Genomic DNA, 22,015 nt, shown 5'->3' with positions numbered 1-22,015 from the left:
GGTGGCTGTGTTTTTTTTCATGGCGCCGCGCACGATGCATTGCGGCGGCGTTACCGCGTCACGAACAGAACTTCCCGAGCAGCCCGAGCTGCGCGTTGCGCGTCGCCTTGCCCACGCGGCAGCGCCGGTAGTGGCCGTCGCTATGCATCGACCACGAGGACTGGTTGTCGACGAGGAACACCGACAGGCCTTCCGCGATCACGCGGCGCTTGAGCTTGCGCTCGCGAATCGGGAACGCGACTTCGACGCGGCGGAACAGGTTGCGGTCCATCCAGTCCGCGCTCGACAGGTAGACGTCTTCGGCGCCGCTCGCGTGGAAATAGTAGATCCGATGATGCTCGAGGAAGCGGCCGACGATCGAGCGCACGGTGATGTTCTCCGACAGCCCCGGCACGCCCGGCTTCAGCGCGCAGACGCCGCGCACGATCAGATCGACCTTCACGCCCGCCTGCGATGCTTCGTACAGCGCGGCGATCACCGACGGTTCCAGCAGCGCGTTCATCTTCGCGACGATGCGCGCGCGCTTGCCCGCGCGTGCGTTGTCGGTCTCGGCGCGGATCGCGTCGATGATGCGCGGATGCAGCGTGAACGGCGACTGCCACAGTTCGTTCAGCGTCAGCTCGCCGCCGATGCCGGTGAGCTGCTGGAACACGTGATGCACGTCCTCGCAGATCTTCTGGTCGGCCGTCATCAGCCCGAAGTCCGTATAGAGGCGCGCGGTGCGCGGATGGTAGTTGCCCGTGCCGAGGTGCACGTAGCGGCGCAGCGACGCCTTGCCGGCCTGCACGACGCGTCGCACGATCAGCATCATCTTCGCGTGGCACTTGTGCCCGACGACGCCGTACACGACATGCGCGCCCACCGCTTCGAGCTGCGATGCCCAGTTGATGTTGGTTTCCTCGTCGAAGCGCGCGAGCAATTCGACGACGACCGTCACTTCCTTGCCGTTGCGCGCGGCTTCCATCAGCGCGTCCATCAGCGGCGAGTCGGTGCCCGTGCGATAGATCGTCTGCTTGATCGCCATGACGCTCGGATCCTTCGCCGCCTGCTGCAGCAATTCGAGCACGGGCTGGAAGCTTTCGTACGGGTGATGCAGCAGGACGTCGCCGTCGTCGATTGCGTCGAACATCGTCGCCGCATTCGTGATCGCCGCCGGAGTCGATGCGGTGAACGGCGCGAACTTCAGGTCCGGCCGGTCGACGAGGTCGGGAATCTGCATCAGCCGCACGAGGTTCACCGAACCGATCACGCGATAGCAGTCCTTCTCGCCGAGCCCGCTTTCCTCGAGCAGGCGCCGCACGATGTGCGCGGGCGTGTCGGCCGACACTTCGAGGCGCACCGCGTTGCCGAGGTGGCGTGCGGGCAGTTCGCCCTGCAGCGCGACGCGCAGGTTCGTGATTTCGTCTTCGTCGACGAAGAGTTCGCTGTTGCGCGTGATGCGGAACTGGTTGCAGCTCTTCACGGTGAGCTGAGGAAACAGCTCGCCGACGAAGCGCTGCATGAACGAGCTCAGCAGCACGAAGCCGTGCTCGAAGCCGGACAGCGCATGCGGCATGCGCACGACGCGCGGCAGCGCGCGCGGCGCCTGCACGATGCCCATCACGGCCTGGCGGCCGAATGCGTCGCGGCCCTCGAGCTCGACGACGAAGTTCAGGCTCTTGTTCAGCACGCGCGGGAACGGGTGCGCGGGATCGAGGCCGATCGGCGTCAGCACCGGCAGCAGCTCGTCGAAGAAGTAGCGCCGCGCCCATTCGGTCTGCTCGTCGTTCCACGTGTCGCTGCTGTGGAAGTAGATGCCTTCCTGTTCGAGCGCCGGCAGCACCGTCTCGTGCAGCATCGTGTACTGGCGATGCACGAGGCGCTGCGCGCGCTCGACGACGAGATCGTAAGCATGCTGCAACGACATGCCGTCGGGCGTCAGCGCGCCGGGATTGTCGCGGATCTGCTCCTGCAGGCCGGCCATCCGGACTTCGAAGAATTCGTCGAGGTTGCTGCTCGTGATGCAGATGAAGCGCAGGCGCTCCAGCAACGGCACATGCGGGTCGGCCGCCTGTGCGAGGACGCGCTCGTTGAATCCCAGGATGCCGAGTTCGCGATTGAGAAGCGGGTAACGGACGGACATCGGCAGAGAAGGGGGCTGGTCGGGCAATGACTCGAAAGGACGCTCGGAAACTCTCACGGTGCGATGACGTGCTAATGACAATAATCGTTATGGTTCGGCAAATTCTACGCTGGAAACGTTTTGTCGCATAAATGTTTCGCCTATATACAATGCTGCTGTGTGCATGCCCGGCGAACGTGACACCGGCAAGCGTTCCACGCTTAAAATGTCGCCTTTGAATGACTGCCGCGCGGCTGCAGACTGCCGCGCGTGAACGCGCACGGAGCCCCCTTCTGATGGTTACAACCCCCCACTTGCTGGCTGCCGTGGATCTCGGCTCGAACAGCTTCCGGCTTATCGTCGGACGCATCGAGGAGACGCCGGCGGGCAGCCAGATCTATCCTGTCGACGCGCTGCGCGAGCCGGTGCGGCTGGCTGCGGGCCTGTCGCGCGACAAGATGCTCGATCGCGCGTCGCAGGAGCGTGGCTGGGAGGCGCTCAAGCGGTTCGGCGAACGGCTGCGCGATTTCCATCCGGATCACGTGCGCGCGGTGGCGACCAACACGCTGCGTGTCGCGAAGAACGCGAGCGAATTCCTCGGCGAGGCGGAGGCGGCGCTCGGGTTTCCGATCGAAGTGATTGCGGGCCGCGAAGAGGCACGCCTGATCTATGCGGGTGCCGCGCATTCGGTGCCGGCGAGCGCGGGCAAGCGGCTCGTCGTCGACATCGGCGGCGGCTCGACCGAATTCATCATCGGCTCGCACTACACGCCGCTCGTCATGGAGAGCCTGTATATCGGCTGCGTGAGCCACAGCCGCGCATTCTTCCCGGCAGGCAACGTCGACGAATACACGATGCGGCAGGCCGAGCTCGCCGCGAAGCGCGAGATCCAGATCATCTCGAGCGAATACAAGAAGGCGGGCTGGGACCAGGCGATCGGTTCGTCGGGCACCGCGCGCGCGCTCGCGGAGCTCGTCGAGGCGAACGGCTTCAACGACTCCGGTATCTCGCACGGGATTTCCCGCGGCGGCCTCGAGCGCCTGAAGCGCGCGCTGATCAAGTCCGAGAACGTCAACCGGCTGAAGCTCGTCGCGCTGAAGCCCGACCGCGTGCCGGTGCTCGCGGGTGGTCTCGCGATCATGCTTGCGGTGTTCGAGGAGCTCGGCATCGACTATGTCGACACGACCGACGGCGCGCTGCGTCTCGGCGTGCTGTACGACCTGCTCGGCCGCGCGCAGCACGAGGACATGCGGGCGGTGACCGTCGAGGGTTTCTCGCGCCGCTATGGCGTCGATCGTGCGCAGGCGGAACGGATCGCCGCATTGGCGGTGCGGTTCTACGACCAGCTCGAAGAGCCGGACGACGAACGCCGCGTGGAAAGCCGGATGTTCCTCGGCTGGGCCGCGGCGTTGCACGAGATCGGTCTGTCGATTTCGCACAGTTCGTATCACAAGCATTCCGCGTACATCGCGAGCAATGCGGACATGCCGGGTTTCTCGCGTACCGACCAGGCGCGTCTTGCCGCGCTCGTGCTCGGCCACGCGGGCAAGCTCGGCAAGCTGTCGCAGGCGCGCGAGGTCGAGTGGCCGCTGCTGTTCTGTCTGCGCGTGGCCGCGCTGCTGTGCCGGCGCCGTACCGATGCGGGGTTGCCGGACATCTCGGTTTCGCAGATGAAGAAGGGCGGGTACGAAGTGCGCCTGCCGAGCGCATGGGTCGAGCAGAATCCGCTGACCGATTACAGCCTCAGCCAGGAGGCGGCGGAATGGGAGAAGGTCGGCATTCCGTATCGCGTCGTGTATACCGGGGCATGAGCGCGTGCATGGGCGGGCTGATGGCCGGGGCGCTGATGCGCGACCGGCTCATGTGACCCAACTGCGTCGAGCCGGTCAGTCGGACGCGCAGACGATCGCGGTGAGGAACGGGAACGCCTGCTTGACGGTCGCGTCGCTGCCGGCCTTGCGCACGGCCGCCTCGACCGCGCTTTTCGTGCCCTTGACCACGACGCCGTAAGCCCAATCGCCGATCGGCGTACCGCTGCCCTGGTGGAAGATCGGGTCGTTCGCCTGAAACCCGAGCACGACGTAGACGCCGAATCCGTAGGCCGTCAGGTCGTGTTCGGTGTGGAACGCGTTGACCGAATTCGCTTCGACGTGCATCGGTTCCGATTGAATGTCGCCGGCGGCGAGCAGCGGCGCGACGAACGCGTGGCCGTTCGAATGGCAGTCGAGCGCCGCATCGAGCGGTTTGGCGGACGCGATGCCCGGTGCCGCCAGCGCCAGCAACGCGGCGAAGAGGGCGGACTGGAGAAGGTTGTTCATGCGGTGGTGATGGTTTTGTTGCCGGATATTATCGCGTGTTGCGTGACATTCCGCGGTGGGAGAAATGTTCGATCCGGACGGGAAGGGCGCACCGTATCCGCAATTGCTGCGGGCAAAAGGAAAAGGGTTATAAGCCGGATGGCTTATAACCCTTTATGTCGGTGGTCGGAGCGATAGGATTCGAACCTACGACCCTCTGATCCCAAATCAGATGCGCTACCAGGCTGCGCTACGCTCCGACGAGTCAAAGATTCTATCCTTTAATCACACGAACGGTCAATCACTGGATGATCATCGCGCGTCGCGGCGCACACGAACCGGTCACGAACAACGGAGACGATCATGATGAACCTGATCCTGTGGCGCCATGCCGAGGCAGAGGACTACGCGGCGAGCGACCTCGCGCGTCAGCTGACCGTGCGTGGACGCAAGGACGCGCAGGCGATGGCGAAATGGCTGCGCAACCGGCTGGAAACGAACAGCGTGATACTCGCGAGTCCGGCGGCGCGTACCGTGCAGACGGTCGAAGCACTGACGGACCAGTACCGTACCGTCGACGCGCTCGCCCCGGGCGCGGATGTCGACGACGTGCTGGCCGCGGCCGGCTGGCCGGAAGGGATCGCGCCGACGGTCGTGATCGTCGGGCATCAGCCGACGCTCGGCAGCGTCGCCGCGCGGCTGATCGCCGACAGCAACGACAGCTGGAGCGTGAAGAAAGGCGGGATCGTGTGGCTCGCGAGCCGCACGCGCAACGGTGACCGGCAGGCCGTGCTGCGCGCGGCGCTGTCGCCGGATCTGGTCTGATTGGCATTGATCATACGTATTGAAAGGCTTTCTGCTAAAGTCAATTCGGCGACACGTCATCGAAAGGACACGGTCATGCCACATAACGGTCACGGCCGGTTACTACATTGGCGGGCATGTCGCCTTATTCCTTACGACCAGGAAAGCCTAATGCGAGAACTGCCGACGCCTACGCTCCCCTTTGCCTCGCTTCCCCTCGATTCGGCACGACGCCACCTGCCTCGCGCCGCTGAAACCGTCACATCGGAATTCCGTCTGCGCGCCGCATGGGCGCGTACCGAGGACGAACTGCGCGAGGCCCAGCGCCTGCGCTACAGCGTGTTCGCCGAAGAGATGGGCGCGCAGGTCAGCGGTCCCGCCGGTCTCGACGTGGATCCGTTCGATGCCTATTGCGACCACCTGCTGGTGCGCGATCTCGACACCCTGAAGGTGGTCGGCACGTATCGCGTGCTGCCGCCGCACCAGGCGGCCCGCGTCGGCCGTCTGTACGCGGAAGGCGAATTCGACCTGTCGCGCCTCACGCACCTGCGCGGCAAGATGGTCGAGGTCGGCCGCTCGTGCGTGCATAGCGACTACCGCAGCGGCGCCGTCATCATGGCGCTCTGGGGCGGCCTCGGCGCGTACATGATGCAGAACGGCTACGAAACGATGCTCGGCTGCGCGAGCGTGTCGATGGCCGATGGCGGCCACTATGCGGCCAACCTGTACCAGTCGCTGTCGGCAAGCGCGCTGACCGCGCCCGAGTACCGCGCGTTCCCGCACACGGCATTGCCGGTCGACGAACTGCAGACCGGCACCGTCGTCGCGCCGCCGCCGCTCATCAAGGGCTATCTGCGTCTCGGCGCGAAGATCTGCGGCGCACCCGCATGGGATCCCGACTTCAACTGCGCCGATTTCCTGACGCTGTTCCGCCTGTCCGACATCAATGCGCGCTACGCGCGGCATTTCCTCGGCTGAGCGCCCATCCGAGCGCCACGCGGGCCTGTAACGGGCTCGCAGCGCGCACGCAAGCAAACGCCGCTGCACGGTGACGAACCGCGCAGCGGCGCTTTTCATACGGGCATTCGGCAACCGGGGAATCCGGGCCCCATTAATTCGGACGATACAGCACCCCATCCGCGCCCCGAACGGCACGCCGGAAGACGACCCGGGTTCGGCGCGGGTCGGAACGGGAAGGGCGGCGCGTCCGGCTTAGTGCTTGCGCCGCCAGTCGAGCAGGTGGTGCTCCGCCATCCAGTGATGGATCATGCCCTCGCCATCGTGAGAGCGCTTGTATTCGCGCGACTCGAAGTACGACAGGGCAACCAGCACCATCAAGCCGATGAACAGGCCAATCAGGCCGGCAATTTCCTCAGACGACATGGCAGCCTCCTTTCAACGGCACAGCGCCATGCAGTACATAGTAGGACACGCGCGGCGCCACCCCGAAACCAGAATTCCGTTAGACTCGGCGCGACCCGAGCGCGCGACAGGCGCGCTGTCCTTTCCGGAGCCCGATCTGATGACCCGCTTCATGCTGGCCGTGCTGGCCGCATCGATTCTTGCCGGCTGCGCCGGCGATCCCCGCGAGACGCGCCGCGGCCACCCGCCGCAGGACCCGGCCGACTACCACGGCGTGCCGACCGACATGACACCGCCGTCGATGCTGGGCGAGCCGCCGGCTGCCGCACCCGCCGCGCCTGTCACGCAGTAAGTCGGGCTGACGTCAGGCGGCAGGCGCCTGCGCGCTGTCCGGGGCGGCGTCGATCCGTGCGGACAGGCCCGGCAGGTAACGCGCGAGCGTCGCGCCGCGTGCGGCCATGAACAGCAGCAGGGCGAGCCAGAGGCCGTGATTGCCGAGCGTGCCGACGAGCGCGTAGGTTGCCGCGACGAACACGGCGAGCGACGCGGCCATCGCGCGCATCAGCGAACGCGTCTGCGTCGCGCCGATGAATACGCCGTCGAGCAGGAATCCCCACACGGACACGACGGGCGAGATCGCCGCCCACGGCAGGTAGCGCACCGCAACGTCGCGGATCGCGGCCTGGTCGGTCAGTTGCGCGACGATCCAGCCGCCGGCGGCCCAGTACTCGACCGCGAACGCCAGCGCACCGAGCGCGGACCAGAACAGCGTGATGCGCACCGCCTGCCGGAACGCGGCGCGGTTGCGCGCGCCGGCAGCCGCGCCGACGAGCGCTTCGGCTGCATGCGCGAAGCCGTCGAGGCCGTACGCCATGAACGTCTGGAAGTTCAGCAGCAGCGCGTTTGCGGCGAGCGTCGCGTCGCCCTGTTGCGCACCGAGGTGCGCGAACCAGCCGAATGCGAACAGCAGGCACAGCGTGCGCAGGAAGATGTCGCGATTGAGCGCGATCAGGCGCTTGAGCGCCGCGCGGTCGACGAGCATGCGGGCCGCGAGCGCAGGCAAGCCGCGCGGCCGCAGTTGCCACAGCAGCCACGCGCCGAGCACGAAGCCGCACGCGTCCGCGGTGGCGGTTGCTGCGCCGATGCCGGCGATGCCCCAGCCGAAGCCGTAGACGAACAGCAGCACCGCGCCGATGTTGACCGCGTTGATGAACACCTGGACGACGAGCGCGAGCCGCACGCGCTGCACGCCGAGCAGGTAGCCGAGCACGACGTAGTTCGCGAGCGCGAACGGGGCGGCCCAGATCCGTGCGTGGCCGTACGCGAGCGCGGTTGCGCGTACCGCATCGCTGCCGCCCAGCGCGGTCAGCGTGAACGACAGCAGCGGCGTCTGCAGCGCCAGCACCGCGGCGCCGAGCGCGAACGCGGCAACCAGTGCGCGCAGCACGCTCAGCCGGATACCGTCGTCGTCGCGCGCGCCGTGCGCCTGGGCGACGAGGCCCGTCGTGCCCATCCGCAGGAAGCCGAAGCCCCAGAACACGAAATTGAAGAACAGCCCGCCGAGCGCGACGCCGCCGAGATACTGCGCGCCGTCGAGATGGCCGGCGACGGCTGTGTCGACCACGCCGAGAATCGGCTGGGTCAGGTTCGCGAGGACGATCGGGAAGGCGAGCGCGAGCACGCGCCGGTGCGATGCAGCGGCCGGCTGGGACCCGGCCGCGGGCGATAAGGCGGAATCGGACATGGCGGACGCGTCAGCCGCGTTCCTGCACGCAGACCCACGGCGACACGACGACCGCCCATAGTTCCGGATTGCGCGTCGCGTAGTCCTGCGCAGTGTCGGCCTGCATGCGGGCGACGTGGCCGGCGGCGAGCCAGCGGGTGACCTGTTCCTTGTCGTCGCCGGCGATCGCTTCGGCGACGCTCACGAGATCGAGATCGCGCGCGACCGACAGCAGCTTGCCTTGCGCAAAGAAGCGCTCGAGATCGCACCAGTCGATCTTCGCGGTTTCACCGAGGAGTTTGGCGTAGAGCGGGCTGTGCGACGCGCCCGCGTGGGAGTGTTGATCGGAGGACATCGGATTCGTGTAGTGACTGCAACTGAGCGCCACTATAAACCATCCGGCCGCGCCGGCCGTACGCCAACCGTGATTCGGTTACGCGTCGCGCAGCGCGCGCCGCACGATCTTGCCGGTCGCCGTCATCGGCAGCCCGTCGACGAACGCGATCGCGCGCGGATATTCATGCGCGGCGAGACGCGTCTTCACATGGTCCTGCAACTCCCGCACGAGCGCATCGTCGCCGACGTAGCCGGGGTTCAGCACGACGAACGCCTTGACGATCTCGGTGCGGGTCGCGTCGGGCACGCCGACGACGGCGGCCATTCGCACCGCCGGATGCGTGAGCAGGCAGTCCTCGATCGGGCCGGGGCCGATCCGGTAGCCGGCGCTCGTGATCACGTCATCGTCGCGGCCGACGAAGCGCACGAAGCCGTCGGCATCAAGCATGCCCGTGTCGCCCGTCAGCAGGTAGTCGCCGGCAAACTTGTCGCGGGTCGCGTCCGGGTTGCGCCAGTATTCGATGAACATCACGGGGTCGGGCCGACGCACCGCGATGTGGCCTTCGACGCCGGGCGGCAGCGGCGTGCCCTGCGCGTCGACGATCGCGACGTCATGCCCCGGCACCGCCTTCCCGATCGCGCCCGGCTGCGGCGCGAACAGCGCCGCGCACGACGACAGCACCATGTTGCATTCGGTCTGCCCGTAGAACTCGTTGATCGTCACGCCGAGCGCGTCGCGTCCCCAGGCCGTCAGTTCGCTGCCGAGCGATTCGCCGCCGCTCGCGACCGATTTCAGCGCAAGGGAGAAGCGTTCGCGCGGCCGCGGCACGGCGCGCATCAGCTTCAGCGCGGTCGGCGGCAGGAAAGTGTGCGTGACGCCGTGACGGGCCATCAGGTCGAACGCCGCTTCGCCGTCGAATTTCTCGAAACGACGCGCGAGCACCGGCACGCCGTGATGCCACGACGGCAGCAGCACGTCGAGCAGGCCGCCGATCCATGCCCAGTCGGCGGGTGTCCAGAACAGGCGTGCGTCGCGCGGAAAGCACTGCTGCGACATCTCGACGCCCGGCAGGTGGCCTGGCAGCACGCGGTGCGCATGCAGCGCGCCCTTCGGCTTGCCTGTCGTGCCGGACGTGTAGATGATCAGCGCCGGATCGTCGGCTGCCGTGTCGGCTGGCGTGAAGTCGGCGGATTCGGCGGCGAGGGCCGCGTCGTAGCGCAGCACGCCGGGGGCGTCGGGCGCGTCGTCGCCGATGCAGTAGAGCGTCTTCAGCGCCGGCAGCCGATCGCGCAGCGGCGCGATCTTCGCGTAGCCGGCCGCGTCGGTGACGAGCGCCGCCGCTTCGCTGTTGGCCAGCCGGTACTCGAGTGCGTCGGCGCCGAACAGCGTGAAGAGGGGGACCGCAATCGCGCCGAGCTTGTACGCGGCGAGATGCGCGACAGCGGTTTCCGGACCCTGCGCGAGGAAGATGCCGATCCGGTCGCCGCGGCGCACACCGGCGCGCGTGAAGCTGTTCGCAAGCCGATTAGAAGCATTTTTCAAATCGTCGAACGTCACGCGCGTGACGTCGCCGTGCGCGGTTTCGTGGATCAGCGCGAGCCGGCCGCTGCCGTCGGCCCACTTGTCGCAGGTGTCGACCGCGATGTTGTAGCGCGCCGGAACGGCCCACTGGAAGCGGGAGAGCAGTTCATCGTAGCGATCGGCGGCAGGCAGCATCGGGCGTCTCCGGAGGGCGGCGGCGCGAATGCCGGACCGCGGGCTTACACAGCATATTCACGCGAAGCGAGTCACAATGTAATCGATCTTAGGGAAGATTCGGACTCGTCCACTGCGAAGGCTTCAGTGCACGATTACAAAATGACGCATAAGATCACGACAAATATCTGAAAAGACCATGGATTTGCTTCTGATAGCTGCGGGGTTCAGCGTGTGCGGAATCGGTGTGCTGGTCGCGTTCGCGCGTCACGTCGATCCGCTGTCCGGTCGTTTGACCGGCCGTCTGCGCAAGCGCTGATCAACTTCCCTTCGACCACATTCACGACGACGCGCGGTGCGTGCATGCACCGCGCGTCGCCTGTCGCTCGTCGCCCGTCGCGTCTGTCCTCGCTCCGCTCAGCGGGCGGGGAGGTAGCGTGACGGATCGATCGAACGTCCGCCGTAGCGCAACTCGAAATGCAGCGCGACGCGGTCGTTGTCGCTATTGCCCATTTCGGCGATCGATTGCCCCTGCGTAACCTGCTGGCCTTCCTTCACGAGCAGTGCGCGATTGTGGGCATACGCGGTCAGGTAATCGGCGTTGTGCTTGAGGATGATGAGGTTGCCATAGCCGCGCAGCCCGTTGCCCGCGTAGACGACGACGCCCGGCGCCGCTGCGACCACCGGCGTGCCTGCGGAATTCGCGATGTCGATGCCCTTGGACTTCGAGCCGTCGAAGGTGCGGACCACGCTGCCGGGCGCCGGCCAGATCAGCGCGATGCCGGACGCCGGCTTGACCGCCGATTCGACCGGCGCGGACGGCGCCGGGCGGCTGCGTCCGGCGCTGCCGGTACCGACGCTCGACGTCGCCGTGCCCGGCGGCGGCTCGACGCGCAGCACCTGGCCGACTTCGATAGCGTCCGGGTTCGAGATCTGGTTCCAGCGCACGATGTTCTGCACCGGCTGGCGGTTGGCGCGCGCGATCTTGGAGAGCGTGTCGCCGCGCTCGACTCGGTAAAACCCGGGGCCGACAGGCGCGGCGCCGCACGCGGCGAGCAGGGCGGCGACCGATGCCGCGATGAATCGCTTCGTTGTTGTTCCGAACATTGAACCTCGCAAAACCCTGCCGCGCATCGCGCGGCAGGTGACACAAAACGTCAGATTTTAACGGGTTCGATCTGCAGGCCGCAGATTGGCGGCGCGCGTCAGCCTGCGAGCGGGCTGACACGGATGCGCAACGCCGCGGTTTCGGTTGCGCCCGGCGCCAGCATCCGCAGCCCCAGCCCGTTGTGGATCGCGTCGGGCAGGCCGAGCCACGGCTCGACGCAATAGAAGTCGGATTCGGGCCTTTCCGTCCAGGTCGTGACCGCATACCACGGGATCGAACCCGGCACGTCGAGCGCGATCTCGATCGTGCGGCGGCGACCGGGCATCACGATCCGCACCGGTGCCGGCGATGTGCCGTCCAGGCAATGGAAGCGGTCGTGGATGCGCGCTTCGTCGAGCGTGTAGCGCGCGGCGCCGGGCTCCGGCGTGCTGATCGTGCCATCGGCGAGTTGCTGGCAGCGGTGCGTCGGCGGCAGTTCGAGCGTCGTCTGCGCGCGTTCCGCATGCGGCAGCGCGAAATAGAAATGGTGGCCGGCGTAGTAGGGCAGCGGCGTGTCGCTGCGATTGGTCGTCGTCAGCGCGACGTCGAGCGTGTGTGCGTCGGCGAGGCGGTAGGTCGCTTCGAAGCCGAAATCGAACGGGTAGCTCGCGTGCAGCGCGTCGTTCGCGTCGAGCGTCATCGCGAGCGCCATGCCGTCGGCGGACGGCTGCGCCGCGAACGGCAGGTCGCGCGCAAAGCCATGCATCGGCAGGTCGCGGACCACGCCCGCCGCGTCGCGCCAGCGGCCGATTTCGCTGTCGACGCGATGACGGCCGAGAAACGGGAACAGCAGCGGATTGCCGCCGCGCACGCGCGCGAGCTGGGTCCAGTCGGCGGCGTCCGGCCAGAAGATGACGGGCTCGCCGTCGATGTCCCACGACAGCAGACGTCCGCCGCATTGCGGGGCGATCCGGACGAGTGACGGGCCGGCGTGGAGTTCGTGAATCTCGTGTTGCTGGAAGATCGGCATGGCGATTCGGGAATGAACGGGTGGGCGGGGCGTCGCTCGCGCGGCGCGCCTTCATTATCGGGCCGCGGCACGGTCGGGGAAAACCCTTCTCGGGAAATCGCGAGTTTTGGCGAGGGGCAAGCGTCGGGATAATGCACTAAACCGGTCGTGTTGCCGGGTCATGACACTTCGAGGAGCGGACATGGATCTGGCAATGGCAATGGGAATCGCCCTGTTTGGAATGTTCACCGGCAGCACGGTGCTGTTTTTCTACCAGCTCGGCCGCTGACGGCAAAATCTGCCGAATCCGCAAGGCCCGCCATGTAAATGGCGGGCTTTTTGCTTTCTGATGCCTTACAAATTGCAAGCATTTGTGTGCATCGCCGCAATATCCTGCCAAATGCCTTGGCGCGGTAATGTGGGCTCGGCATAATCGGGGCGCGCTTGCCGGCGGCGCGCCGCGTCGTCCGGAATTCCATTCTGCTTTCATTTCCGTTTAGAGGACCGACGCGTGAGTCTCTGGTTTCTGTTTTTCCTGAGCGTCCTGCAGGGCGTCACCGAACTCTTCCCCGTCAGCAGTCTCGGCCATACGTTGCTCGTGCCGGCGCTGTTCGGCATGCACATCGACAAGCACGCGCCGCAGCTGCTGCCATTCCTCGTCGCACTGCACCTCGGCACCGCGCTGGCGCTGCTGTGGTATTTCCGTGCGCGCTGGGTCGCGCTGATCGGCGGTTTCTTCGCGTCGCTCGGCGGCCGCAAGAACGACGACGGGCACCTGATGTGGGCGCTCATCATCGGCACGATCCCGACGGGGATCGTCGGCCTGCTGCTCGAGAAGCGCATCGAGCGCGTGTTTCACGATCTGCGCATCGTCGCGATCGCGCTGATCGTCAACGGCCTGCTGCTGTGGATCGGCGATCGCATCCAGCGCAGCCGCGCGCACCAGCCGCCCGAGAAGCTGACGTTCAAGCAGGCGTTTTTCGTGGGGCTCGCGCAGGTGGGCGCGTTGATTCCGGGTTTTTCGCGCAGCGGCCTGACGATGATCGCCGGCAATGCGGCGGGGCTGACCGCGGAAAAGGCGGCGGAATTCTCGTTCCTGCTCGGTACGCCGATCATCTTCGCGGCGGGCGTGCTCGAGCTGCCGAAGCTGTTCCATGCGCCTGACCAGCTCGTCGACGCGCTGCTCGGCGGCGTGCTGACCGCGATTGCGGCCTACCTGAGCGTGCGGTTCCTGATGCGCTATTTCGAAGGGCGCGGGCGGCTGGCGTCGTTCGGTCTGTATTGCGCGGTCGCGGGGCTGTTCTGCCTCGGCTGGTTCATGTTCCATTCGCAGCCGGTGTGATGCCCGCCGCGCCGATTCCGGATGATTCGGCGCCGTGATCGGGTATAATTTTGGGCTCGGTTCACGCCGGGCCCGTTTTGTTTGTGTTGCTTGTGGGTTGCGCTATCTGCTTGCAACATGGCCCGCGTCGGGACCGTGTCTTTTCTCCTCGACCGCCCTTAGCTCAGTTGGATAGAGCAACGGCCTTCTAAGCCGTAGGTCACACGTTCGAATCGTGTAGGGCGGGCCAGTCAAATCAAGTCCTTGCGACAATTCTGTTTGCGCGCCGATCCCATTGATCTGGATCGTGTGACTGCCGCGTAATCGAATTCGATCGACCCACCTACTTGCGAACGCTCCACATTGCATCGCGTTTCGTCGATGGTCGTGGATCTACTGTCGCAAGTATCGATGCTCGTCGGACGGCGGCATTTTCGCTTCAATCAAGTGCCATCAACAATGGGTCGAGCAGGGGGGCACTATGCACCCGCCTCGGCCCGGCCAGCATACTGGTGTGCAGCCGACCCAAATGCAAAAAGCCCGCTTGCTTTCGCAGAGCGGGCTTCGATGTTGGTTGCGGGGATAGGATTTGAACCTATGACCTTCGGGTTATGAGCCCGACGAGCTGCCAGACTGCTCCACCCCGCGGCACGCAGTGTACTCGCACTGCTGCGGTGCGTCAAACGATCAGTGAAATATTGATGAGGGGGCGGTGCCACAGTGACGCTACCGTCCCGGAGCAGGGCACGCTCGCTGCACCAGTGCGGACGCCAATCTGGCAGGCATCTCCACCTGTCGTGAGCGTGGGGAACGCCGTCTGCCATCCGTCCGTATTCGCAGATCGATCGGGCGCCGCCTGGCGATACAATGCGCACGTATCGTTGCTCGTAGAGCAACGATACGTTCGAAATAACGGGCTTACCTGGATATCTTTCTGTTTGTACACTGCGCGTCAAGGTAGCAGGCGGGTTCGCCATTGCACCTCGATCAACAATCAGGAATCCACGTTCATGAAGCCTCTGATCATCGCCACCGCGCTTGCTGCGGTTTTCGCGGCACCGGTCGATTCGTTCGCGCAGTCCAGCCCGCCGGCCAGCCATCAGCAACTCCACGCGGAACTCGCCGCGCTCGAGAAGGCTGGCTACAACCCCAACGACATGTTCCACTACCCCGAGAACCTGCACGAAGCCGAAGCCCGGCTCGCCGGGCAAGCCGGGAAACAGGGCTATGGCGGAGTCACCGGCGCGACCGCCGAGTCGGGGCGCCACGACTGAGCGATTCATGCGTTTGATGGCGGGCGATGCCATGCACGCGTCGCGCGTCGACGGATTTTTCGGAAGAGTGGTCAAGCCGCTACGCGTGACCTAAGCTGGAGCGATTCGGTGTAACGGTCACGGCTGATCGCAATCGGGCAATGGCGTGGCGACGCACGTTGCAGGACCAACCTCGGTTCAAGCGCGTCAAGTTTGTGTCTCGGGAGCGATCATGCCCGGCGCCGGAGTGCTCGTGTTTCATGACGGAGGCGGGTATGTCGGAACGCATCGTTGTCGACGAAAGCGGCTATCTGTGTTTCTGCGAGGCATACGAAGAACCTCTGGGCGTCTGGCATGCGCTGGTCAGGTTCGAGCGCAAGAGCGACCACACGGCGTTGAAGGCGCACATCCCGGGCATGACTCACAAGATCGACGAGAAATTCGCGACCCATCATGAAGCGATGGGCGCCGCGAAAGCCTATGCACGGTTTCGAGCGTCGAAGGGTGACACAGGCCTATAGGTGCGAGGATTGGCGTGGTTCACTCGCAATTATCGGCGCGGCCGGCTCGAATCGGCCCGGCTGTTGCTTGCGGGCATGTCGGTGTCGTTCATGGCACATCCCCCATCCGTCACCTCCCGCACCGGCAACGTCATCACGAAGCGCGCTCCGCCACGCGGTGAATCTTCGAGCCGCACATCACCGCCATGTACGAGGGCCACGCGCCGCACGATCGCAAGCCCGAGCCCGAACCCGCCCGTCTGCCGGTCGCGGCTTGAATCGAGCCGCTGGAACGGCTCGAACACACGGGCCCGATCGGCTAACGGAATGCCGGGGCCGTCGTCGTCGACGGTAAGCACCAGCGAACCGTCGTTTCCTGTCGTCGCCGCGAGCGACACCGTCCTCGCCGCATAGCGCGCGCCGTTGCGAATCAGGTTCAGCAACGCGCGCGCAACGAGCTTCGGATCGCAGACATGCGTGTCGGGGGCACCGCGCGTCGATACATCGAGCGCGAGCCCGCGGTCCGCGACATCGTTCGCGACGCTGCCGGCGACACTGTCGACCAGCTCGCCGATCACGACCTGCATCGGCGCGAGCTGACCTTCGCCCTGTTCGAGCCGGCCGATCGTCAGCAGCTCGGTGACGAGCTCGTCGAGCTCGCGCACGTCGCGTCTCAACGCGTCGCGACGCTCGCGCATCCGATCGGTTTCGTCGGGGGCCGCCAGCAGCGCGAGCCCGAATTCGAGCCGGGCGAGCGGCGTCTTCAGCTCGTGCGAGATCCCGTGCATCATCTCGCGCTGCTGCTGGATCGACGCTTCGATTCGCTGCGCCATATCGTTGAACTGCTGCGACAGCTCGTAGATGTTCGACTTGCCCGACAACTGCACGCGCGTCGACAGCTTGCCCACGCCGAACGCGCGCGCGGCGGCCTGCAGCTTGCGCAGGTCGCGCCAGTGGTAGTGCACCCACAGCACGACGGCGAACAGCGTCGCGAACGCCAGGACCAGGTACGCATAGATCCGGATGTCGAGATTGGGCGGCTCGATCGGCCGCGCATGCAGCACGGACCCGTCCGCAAGCGGCATGTAGTAATCCTTGCCGTTGTAGCTGATTGCGATCTTGCCGTTGTCGAGGTCGCGCAGCGGCTCACCGCTCAGCTGCGCGCGCGCGTCGGCCATCGACATGAAGCCGAACCCTTCGTTGCCGTGCAGCGCGAGTTCGCGCAGCGCGAGCGTGCGCTGTGCGCCCGGATGGCGTTCGAGGTAATCGTTCAGCACGAACGAGTAGGTCGTGAGCGAATCGCGTTGTGCATCCGCGACCCGATCGTAAAAGATCCGGTCGAACGACAACTGGATGAATGCGATCGACGCGCCGACGCACACGATCACGATGAGGTACAGCCTGATCAGCGGGCGCAGCATTCACTCATCCCACGCGGAAGGGCTGAACAGATAGCCGCGGCCCCAGATCGTCTTGATCTTGTGCGGCTCCGACGACGCATCCTCGAAGCGGCGGCGCAGCTTCGAGATCCCCGAATCGACCGAGCGGTCGAGCCCGTCGAACTCGATGCCGCGCAGCTGCTTCAGGATGTCGTCGCGGCTCAGCACGGTGCCGGCCGCGCGCGCAAGAATCAGCAGCAGGTTGAATTCGGCGGTCTTCAGGTCGACGGGCTCGCCGTGCCACGTGACCGTGCGGTTCGGCGGCGAAATCGCCAGCTCGCCGAACACGAGTGTTTCCGGTCCGGCGGGCGCATTGCTCGCGCTCGCCGGCTGCGCGCGGCGCAACAGCGCGCGGGCGCGCGCAACGAGCACGCGCGGCTCGATCGGCTTCGTCACGTAGTCGTCGGCGCCGGTCTCGAGGCCGGCGACCTGGTCATACACGTCGGCGCGCGCCGTCATGATCAGCACCGGCACGTTCGAAAATGCGCGGATCCGCCGGCACACCTCCATCCCGTCGAGATTCGGCAGCATCAGGTCGAGTATCACGAGCGCGGGCTGGTGCTCGCGCACGGCCGCGACGGCCAGATCGCCGCGCCGCACGACCGTCACCGCGAACTCGTAGCCGTCGAGATATTCGCGGACGAGCTGCGCGAGGCGGTCGTCGTCCTCGATCAGCAGCACGCGGTATTTGAGCGGGTCTTCGTTCATGGTCTCCTCGGATTGCCTCCACCGCGCACGGCCAGCCGGCCGCGACGGTGGGCACGCGCATTCTATCCGGCGTGCCGGCGGCCGATGCGCTGCCGCGACAATCGCCAACAATCGAACACAATTGTGCACAGTTTCGCGGCAGTTTCCGGACAGTTTCGACGCACGTCGGCCCCTAGACTGCGGACTCCCTGACTCGGGTCCCGACATCGTGCGTCCAACCTTTCGCCGCTATCGCTATTGCATGCCGCTCGCCGGCCTGGCCCTCGCCGCTGCCGCCCACGCGGAAAACCAATACACGCTATCGCTCGGCGGCGGCTTCTCGCCGCGCTACCAAGGCAGCAACCAGTATCGGGGCGTCGTTGCGCCGTCGTTTTCGGCGACGTTCGGCAACGGCTTCTTCGTCAACGGCACGGACGGTGCAGGTTACCGGCTCGACCTGCCGCACGGCGTGTTCGTGTCGGCTGCGGTGAACTACGATCCGGGCCGCGCGGACGAGAACCGCTTCGATCTGCCCGGTTCGGACTACCTGAAGGGAATGGGGCGGATTCCGGGCTCGGTGCTCGTCGGCGTGCGCGCGGGCGTGAAGCTATACGGCGACGCCGCGCTCAGCGTCGCGCTCGATACGCCGGTCACGCATACCTCGCGCGGGTTGTCCGGACACGTCGATCTCGCGGTGCCGGTGTTCAGGTCGGCGAAAAGCGAAATCGTCGTGACGGGCAGCGTGCACGCGGGCGCCGGGCGCTACATGCAGACGTTCTACGGCGTGACGGACGCACAGGCCGCGACGAGCCGGTTCCGGCCGTATTCGACCGGTGGCGGGATCGACAGCGCGTCGATGTCGGTCGCGTGGACGCGCGCAGTGTCGGAGCACTGGTCGATTCTCGCGACAGCAGGGGTGGCTCGGCTGCTCGGGCGCTACGGCGACAGCCCGATCGTGCAGTCGCGCAGCAACTACTACGGGGTCGCGGGCGTGAGCTACCGGTTCTGACGGAGGCGGGCTGCTGTAAGATCCGATTCGTCCTGCGCGCAGCGGGCATCGCGTCATTCGGCGCACGGGACAAGAATGAACAATCCGTCGAACCGGCAGGCCGCCGGAAAGGGAGACGCCATTGAAAAACCTGACGACGATTGTCGCCGCGATGGTTGCATGCGCATCGATCGCAGGATGTGCCAATACCAGCCAGAGCGCGAACGAGAACGCAATGCCGAACCCCGGAAACCCGGCAGCCGCCACCTGCAAGGCCGACGCTGCGCCCGACGACGCACTGATCGGCAAGTCCGAAGCGGAGGCGGTTGCGATGCTCGGCGGTTGCGCGTGGCGGGTCAGCGAGCGCGACGGCCAGTCGTTGCCGGGAACGATGGATTACCGCGAAGACCGGCGAAACCTGGGCATCAACGCAGGAAAGGTGATCTGGGTGCGTCGCGGTTGATCGTCGCAGGTGGCGTTATCGCCGCTACGCGGACTACTTCGAGATATACCAGAGCGCATCCGCGCTGGCGCGCGACGGTGACGACGTCGCGGTCGGCGGCTGGGCAGGCACGGCGGGCGCGGCAGGGGACGTGACGGCCGTCGGCAGCGTGGCCGCTGCGTTCGACGTCGACGTGGGCGCCGACGTCGACGGCGTATTCAGATACCACAGCGCATCGGTGGATGCCGTGCGTTTTGCCTGCGTGTCTGCGGGCTTGTTCGACGATGCGGGCGCGGCGGCCGTTGCCGTCGCAGCCGTCGGCCGCTGCGCGGTCGCGCCGGCCTGGGTGCTCGCACCTCCCTGCGCGTTCGTGCCGGCGAGGCCGCGCTGCGCACGCGCCTCGAACGGCCCGAGCTGGAAGATTAACGTTTGCGCGGGGCGGGTCAGCACGGCATACGGAAACTGCAGCTCCCACGACATCAGCACGCGCCCGGCGGGCGTTTCGGTGAAGATCGCCGGCACGTGCTTCATGTCGCTGAACTGCACGTAGATCCGGGAGCCATCGTCGAATACCTGGGTCGGCTTCGCCTGATCCGCACCCGTGACTGTCCACCCGAAGTTGTACGCGCCGGCAGGACCGGCGGGTCCGCCGGGCGGCGGTGCGGCCGGCGCCACGGTGCGCGGGCGGGTGACCTGCGGCGCCGTCACGGTCAGGCTGGCGAACGGGTTGTACGCCTGTTGCGGCGGCGTGAAAGAGGGCGGAAGGATGGGCATGGGAGTATCCGGCGAATCCGCCATGGTACGGATCGCATCATAGACCTTGCGCGCATACGCGAGGCGCTTGTCGGGCGATGCGGAGTTGTACGCGCCGATCGCGTTCCAGTTGGGGCCGAGCTGGCGGATGTTTTGCGACAGGATCCATGCGCCCACATACGCGTTCGTGCACGGATCGAACAGGCTTTGCTGCGTGATGCCCTCGCGCGCGAGCGTCGGCAGCCACGTGCTGTTGATCTGCATCAGGCCGATGTCGGTCGTGCCGTTCGTGTTGGTGTTGACGGCGTTCGGGTTCATCCCCGATTCGACCTGCGCGATCCCGCGCATCAGGCTGACACTCACGTGCTGGAACGCGGCCGCGTCGTCGAGACAGTCGGCGCGGGCAATGCCGTGCATGGCGAGCGAAATCGCAATGACGGGCGCAATGTTCAGCGTTAAGTGGCGGATCGAACGGTAAATCTGACGCGGCATGGAAGGTTGGGGCGCATTCCGGGCGCCCGGTGCAAGGAAATCACGCAGACGCGAAGTGTGCCATAGCGCGCACGCAAATGGCTCACGTCAAACTTTCCTTTGCATTTGCGCGGCGCGTGCGTTGCGGCCAACCGGCGCCGGAACCGCTCACGTATTTGTATATAATAATCATTCTCATTTACAAGTGTGATCGCGCACCCGCGTTCGGAACCCGGCCATGTCCGCTGACAAGCTCCCTCTCTATCGCGAAATCGACTCCCTGTACGTCGGCCATCACGCGTGGCTGCGAGGCTGGCTGAGCCGGAAGCTCGGGTGCGCGCACCGCGCGGCCGATCTCGCACACGACACGTTCATGCGGCTGCTCGCGCGCGACGAGCCGATCGGCGCCGCCGAGCCGCGCGCGTTCCTGACGACGGTCGCGCAGCGCGTGCTGTACAACCACTGGCGTCGCGAGCAACTCGAGCGCGCGTATCTCGACGCGCTCGCGCTGCGTCCGGAGGAATGCGCGCCGTCACCGGAAGAGCGGGCGGTCGTGCTCGAGACGCTGCTCGAGATCGACAGGCTGCTCGACGGCCTGCCGGTCGCGGCCAAGCGTGCGTTCCTGCTGTCGCAGCTCGACGGGCTGACGCAGGCCGAGATCGCGGCCGAACTCGGCGTGTCGCTCGCGACGGTCAAGCGTCATCTCGTCAAGGCCGGTACGCAGTGCTTCTTCGCGATGGCGGCCTGACCGATGGCCGCATCGGGACAGCCGGCGATTCCGCCGCAGGTCGCGCAGCGCGCGGTCGAATGGTGGGTCGACCTTCAGGCCGGCCACGCGGACGCCGCGTTCGCGGCCGAGCTCGCGCGCTGGCGCGCGGCCGATGCGAGCCACGATGCCGCGTGGCGCCACATCGAAGCCGTGCACGGCAGGCTGAACCGGCTCGCGGCGGGCCTCGACACCCAGGCCGCGCGCGCGGCGCTGCTGCCGCCGCGTTCGGGCCGCCGCCGCGCGGCCGTCAAGGCGCTCGCGGTGTTGCTGTTCGCGGGTGGCGCGGCGTGGATGGCCGATCCGGCGCGACGCTGGGCGCTCTGGCAGGCGGACGTGCGCACCGCGGTCGGCGAACGGCGCACGGTGACGCTCGCTGACCGCACGGTCGTCGTGCTCGACACCGACACCGCGATCGACGTGCGCTTCGACGCGACGCAACGGCGCGTGCGCCTGCTGCGCGGCACGATCATGGTGACGAGTGGCCACGACGGACGCGCGGTCGCGCGCGAGCTCGTCGTCGCGACCGACGACGGCGAACTCCGTCCGCTCGGCACGCGTTTCTCGGTGCGGCAGCGCGACGGCGCGACCCGCGTCGACGTGTTTGCCGGCGCGGTGCGCGTGCAGCCGTATCACGCATCGGCGGGCACGCGCGTGATCGCGGCGGGCGAGGGCGCGGATTTCACGCGCGACACGATCGGCGCGAGCGCGCCGCTCGACGCATACGCAGCTGCGTGGACCGACGGGATGATCGTCGCGTCGGGGATGCGGCTCGCCGACCTCGTCGCCGAACTCGGCCGCTATCGCCGCGGCAGCCTGCGTTGCGACGCATCGGTGGCTGACCTGCGGGTGTCCGGCACGTTCCCGCTCGACGACGCCGACCGCATGCTCGACACGCTGAAGACGACGTTGCCGATCGACGTCACGTACGTCACCCGCTACTGGGCGACGGTGGTGCGCGCCCGTTTCTGAGCTCTCCG

General features: G+C 66.5%; 23 protein-coding genes and 3 tRNA genes. 13 read left to right on the top strand and 13 right to left on the bottom strand.

Features of this window, described 5'->3' with window-relative positions:
* Positions 1-58: 58 nt before the first annotated feature.
* Complete coding sequence (gene ppk1 / locus ACV229_RS35475) at positions 59-2,122, bottom strand: polyphosphate kinase 1 (protein WP_448087732.1); 2,064 nt, start codon at positions 2,120-2,122, stop codon at positions 59-61.
* Between the two features lie 275 nt (positions 2,123-2,397).
* Between ppk1 and ppx the strand changes: the two genes are divergently transcribed.
* Positions 2,398-3,912 (top strand): exopolyphosphatase, encoded by a 1,515-nt coding sequence (gene ppx, locus ACV229_RS35470; RefSeq protein WP_448087731.1) that lies wholly within the window; start codon positions 2,398-2,400, stop codon positions 3,910-3,912.
* A 75-nt stretch (positions 3,913-3,987) separates the two neighbouring features.
* On the opposite strand, the gene ACV229_RS35465 is transcribed toward ppx, so the two are convergent.
* Both ACV229_RS35465 and ACV229_RS35460 read right to left on the bottom strand, forming a co-directional pair.
* Entirely contained in the window at positions 3,988-4,419 is a 432-nt protein-coding gene (locus tag ACV229_RS35465) for a hypothetical protein (protein WP_448087730.1), read from the bottom strand.
* 162 nt (positions 4,420-4,581) lie between these two features.
* Positions 4,582-4,658: transfer RNA gene (locus tag ACV229_RS35460), tRNA-Pro, on the bottom strand.
* Between the two features lie 103 nt (positions 4,659-4,761).
* On the opposite strand from ACV229_RS35460, the gene sixA reads away from it, so the two are divergent.
* Positions 4,762-5,223 (top strand): phosphohistidine phosphatase SixA, encoded by a 462-nt coding sequence (gene sixA, locus ACV229_RS35455; RefSeq protein WP_448087729.1) that lies wholly within the window; start codon positions 4,762-4,764, stop codon positions 5,221-5,223.
* 150 nt (positions 5,224-5,373) lie between these two features.
* Entirely contained in the window at positions 5,374-6,180 is an 807-nt protein-coding gene (locus ACV229_RS35450; protein ID WP_448075412.1) for a GNAT family N-acetyltransferase, read from the top strand.
* 234 nt (positions 6,181-6,414) lie between these two features.
* Here ACV229_RS35450 and ACV229_RS35445 read toward each other — a convergent pair whose 3' ends face one another.
* A complete protein-coding gene (locus ACV229_RS35445; protein WP_174380017.1) occupies positions 6,415-6,585 on the bottom strand; it encodes a hypothetical protein in 171 nt (56 codons plus the stop codon).
* A 139-nt stretch (positions 6,586-6,724) separates the two neighbouring features.
* On the opposite strand from ACV229_RS35445, the gene ACV229_RS35440 reads away from it, so the two are divergent.
* Positions 6,725-6,916 (top strand): hypothetical protein, encoded by a 192-nt coding sequence (locus tag ACV229_RS35440; protein ID WP_448087728.1) that lies wholly within the window; start codon positions 6,725-6,727, stop codon positions 6,914-6,916.
* A 12-nt stretch (positions 6,917-6,928) separates the two neighbouring features.
* On the opposite strand, the gene ACV229_RS35435 is transcribed toward ACV229_RS35440, so the two are convergent.
* The 5 genes from ACV229_RS35435 to ACV229_RS35415 form a co-directional block, all read right to left on the bottom strand.
* Positions 6,929-8,308: an MATE family efflux transporter gene (locus tag ACV229_RS35435; RefSeq protein ID WP_448087727.1), complete on the bottom strand. Its 1,380-nt coding sequence runs from the start codon at positions 8,306-8,308 to the stop codon at positions 6,929-6,931.
* Positions 8,309-8,318: 10 nt separating this feature from the next.
* Positions 8,319-8,642 carry a DUF2288 domain-containing protein gene (locus tag ACV229_RS35430; RefSeq protein ID WP_448087726.1) on the bottom strand — a complete coding sequence of 108 codons (324 nt, stop codon included), beginning with the start codon at positions 8,640-8,642 and terminating at the stop codon, positions 8,319-8,321.
* A 78-nt stretch (positions 8,643-8,720) separates the two neighbouring features.
* Entirely contained in the window at positions 8,721-10,340 is a 1,620-nt protein-coding gene (locus ACV229_RS35425) for an acyl-CoA synthetase (protein WP_448087725.1), read from the bottom strand.
* Positions 10,341-10,736: 396 nt separating this feature from the next.
* Positions 10,737-11,426, bottom strand: a complete 690-nt coding sequence (locus ACV229_RS35420) for a peptidoglycan DD-metalloendopeptidase family protein (RefSeq protein WP_448087724.1) — start codon at positions 11,424-11,426, stop codon at positions 10,737-10,739.
* Positions 11,427-11,524: 98 nt separating this feature from the next.
* On the bottom strand, positions 11,525-12,436 hold the full coding sequence (locus ACV229_RS35415; RefSeq protein ID WP_448087723.1) for an aldose epimerase family protein: 912 nt from the start codon (positions 12,434-12,436) through the stop codon (positions 11,525-11,527).
* A gap of 160 nt (positions 12,437-12,596) precedes the next feature.
* On the opposite strand from ACV229_RS35415, the gene ACV229_RS35410 reads away from it, so the two are divergent.
* The 3 genes from ACV229_RS35410 (at position 12,597) to ACV229_RS35400 (ending at position 13,986) form a co-directional block, all read left to right on the top strand.
* Positions 12,597-12,704 carry a UDP pyrophosphate phosphatase gene (locus tag ACV229_RS35410; protein ID WP_221624598.1) on the top strand — a complete coding sequence of 36 codons (108 nt, stop codon included), beginning with the start codon at positions 12,597-12,599 and terminating at the stop codon, positions 12,702-12,704.
* 222 nt (positions 12,705-12,926) lie between these two features.
* The gene (locus ACV229_RS35405) at positions 12,927-13,757 is read left to right on the top strand and encodes an undecaprenyl-diphosphate phosphatase (protein WP_448087722.1); all 831 of its coding nucleotides are present in this window, start codon (positions 12,927-12,929) and stop codon (positions 13,755-13,757) included.
* Between the two features lie 152 nt (positions 13,758-13,909).
* Positions 13,910-13,986 (top strand) — tRNA-Arg (locus ACV229_RS35400).
* 321 nt (positions 13,987-14,307) lie between these two features.
* On the opposite strand, the gene ACV229_RS35395 is transcribed toward ACV229_RS35400, so the two are convergent.
* A tRNA-Met gene (locus tag ACV229_RS35395) sits at positions 14,308-14,384 on the bottom strand.
* Between the two features lie 362 nt (positions 14,385-14,746).
* Between ACV229_RS35395 and ACV229_RS35390 the strand changes: the two genes are divergently transcribed.
* Together ACV229_RS35390 and ACV229_RS35385 are read left to right on the top strand one after the other, a co-directional pair.
* Complete coding sequence (locus ACV229_RS35390) at positions 14,747-15,010, top strand: DUF4148 domain-containing protein (RefSeq protein ID WP_448087721.1); 264 nt, start codon at positions 14,747-14,749, stop codon at positions 15,008-15,010.
* A gap of 254 nt (positions 15,011-15,264) precedes the next feature.
* On the top strand, positions 15,265-15,510 hold the full coding sequence (locus ACV229_RS35385; protein WP_448087720.1) for a hypothetical protein: 246 nt from the start codon (positions 15,265-15,267) through the stop codon (positions 15,508-15,510).
* Between the two features lie 29 nt (positions 15,511-15,539).
* Here the strand turns inward: ACV229_RS35385 and ACV229_RS35380 are convergent, their stop codons facing one another.
* Together ACV229_RS35380 and ACV229_RS35375 are read right to left on the bottom strand one after the other, a co-directional pair.
* Positions 15,540-16,910, bottom strand: a complete 1,371-nt coding sequence (locus tag ACV229_RS35380) for an ATP-binding protein (RefSeq protein WP_448087719.1) — start codon at positions 16,908-16,910, stop codon at positions 15,540-15,542.
* Positions 16,911-17,636, bottom strand: a complete 726-nt coding sequence (locus tag ACV229_RS35375; protein ID WP_448087718.1) for a response regulator — start codon at positions 17,634-17,636, stop codon at positions 16,911-16,913.
* 241 nt (positions 17,637-17,877) lie between these two features.
* On the opposite strand from ACV229_RS35375, the gene ACV229_RS35370 reads away from it, so the two are divergent.
* Positions 17,878-18,624: a MipA/OmpV family protein gene (locus ACV229_RS35370; RefSeq protein ID WP_448087733.1), complete on the top strand. Its 747-nt coding sequence runs from the start codon at positions 17,878-17,880 to the stop codon at positions 18,622-18,624.
* Positions 18,625-18,745: 121 nt separating this feature from the next.
* Positions 18,746-19,066, top strand: a complete 321-nt coding sequence (locus ACV229_RS35365) for a hypothetical protein (RefSeq protein WP_448087717.1) — start codon at positions 18,746-18,748, stop codon at positions 19,064-19,066.
* A gap of 33 nt (positions 19,067-19,099) precedes the next feature.
* Here ACV229_RS35365 and ACV229_RS35360 read toward each other — a convergent pair whose 3' ends face one another.
* A complete protein-coding gene (locus ACV229_RS35360) occupies positions 19,100-20,290 on the bottom strand; it encodes a transglycosylase SLT domain-containing protein (protein ID WP_448087716.1) in 1,191 nt (396 codons plus the stop codon).
* A 217-nt stretch (positions 20,291-20,507) separates the two neighbouring features.
* Here ACV229_RS35360 and ACV229_RS35355 point away from each other — a divergent pair, with 217 nt between their 5' ends.
* Positions 20,508-21,017, top strand: coding sequence for a sigma-70 family RNA polymerase sigma factor (locus tag ACV229_RS35355; RefSeq protein ID WP_448087715.1), 510 nt, complete (start codon positions 20,508-20,510; stop codon positions 21,015-21,017).
* A 3-nt stretch (positions 21,018-21,020) separates the two neighbouring features.
* A complete protein-coding gene (locus tag ACV229_RS35350) occupies positions 21,021-22,007 on the top strand; it encodes a FecR domain-containing protein (RefSeq protein ID WP_448087714.1) in 987 nt (328 codons plus the stop codon).
* Positions 22,008-22,015: the final 8 nt, after the last annotated feature.

Source organism: Burkholderia sp. MR1-5-21, assembly GCF_053427715.1.
Note: the sequence above shows the minus strand (reverse complement) of the source record. Positions and strands in the feature narration are given on the sequence as shown.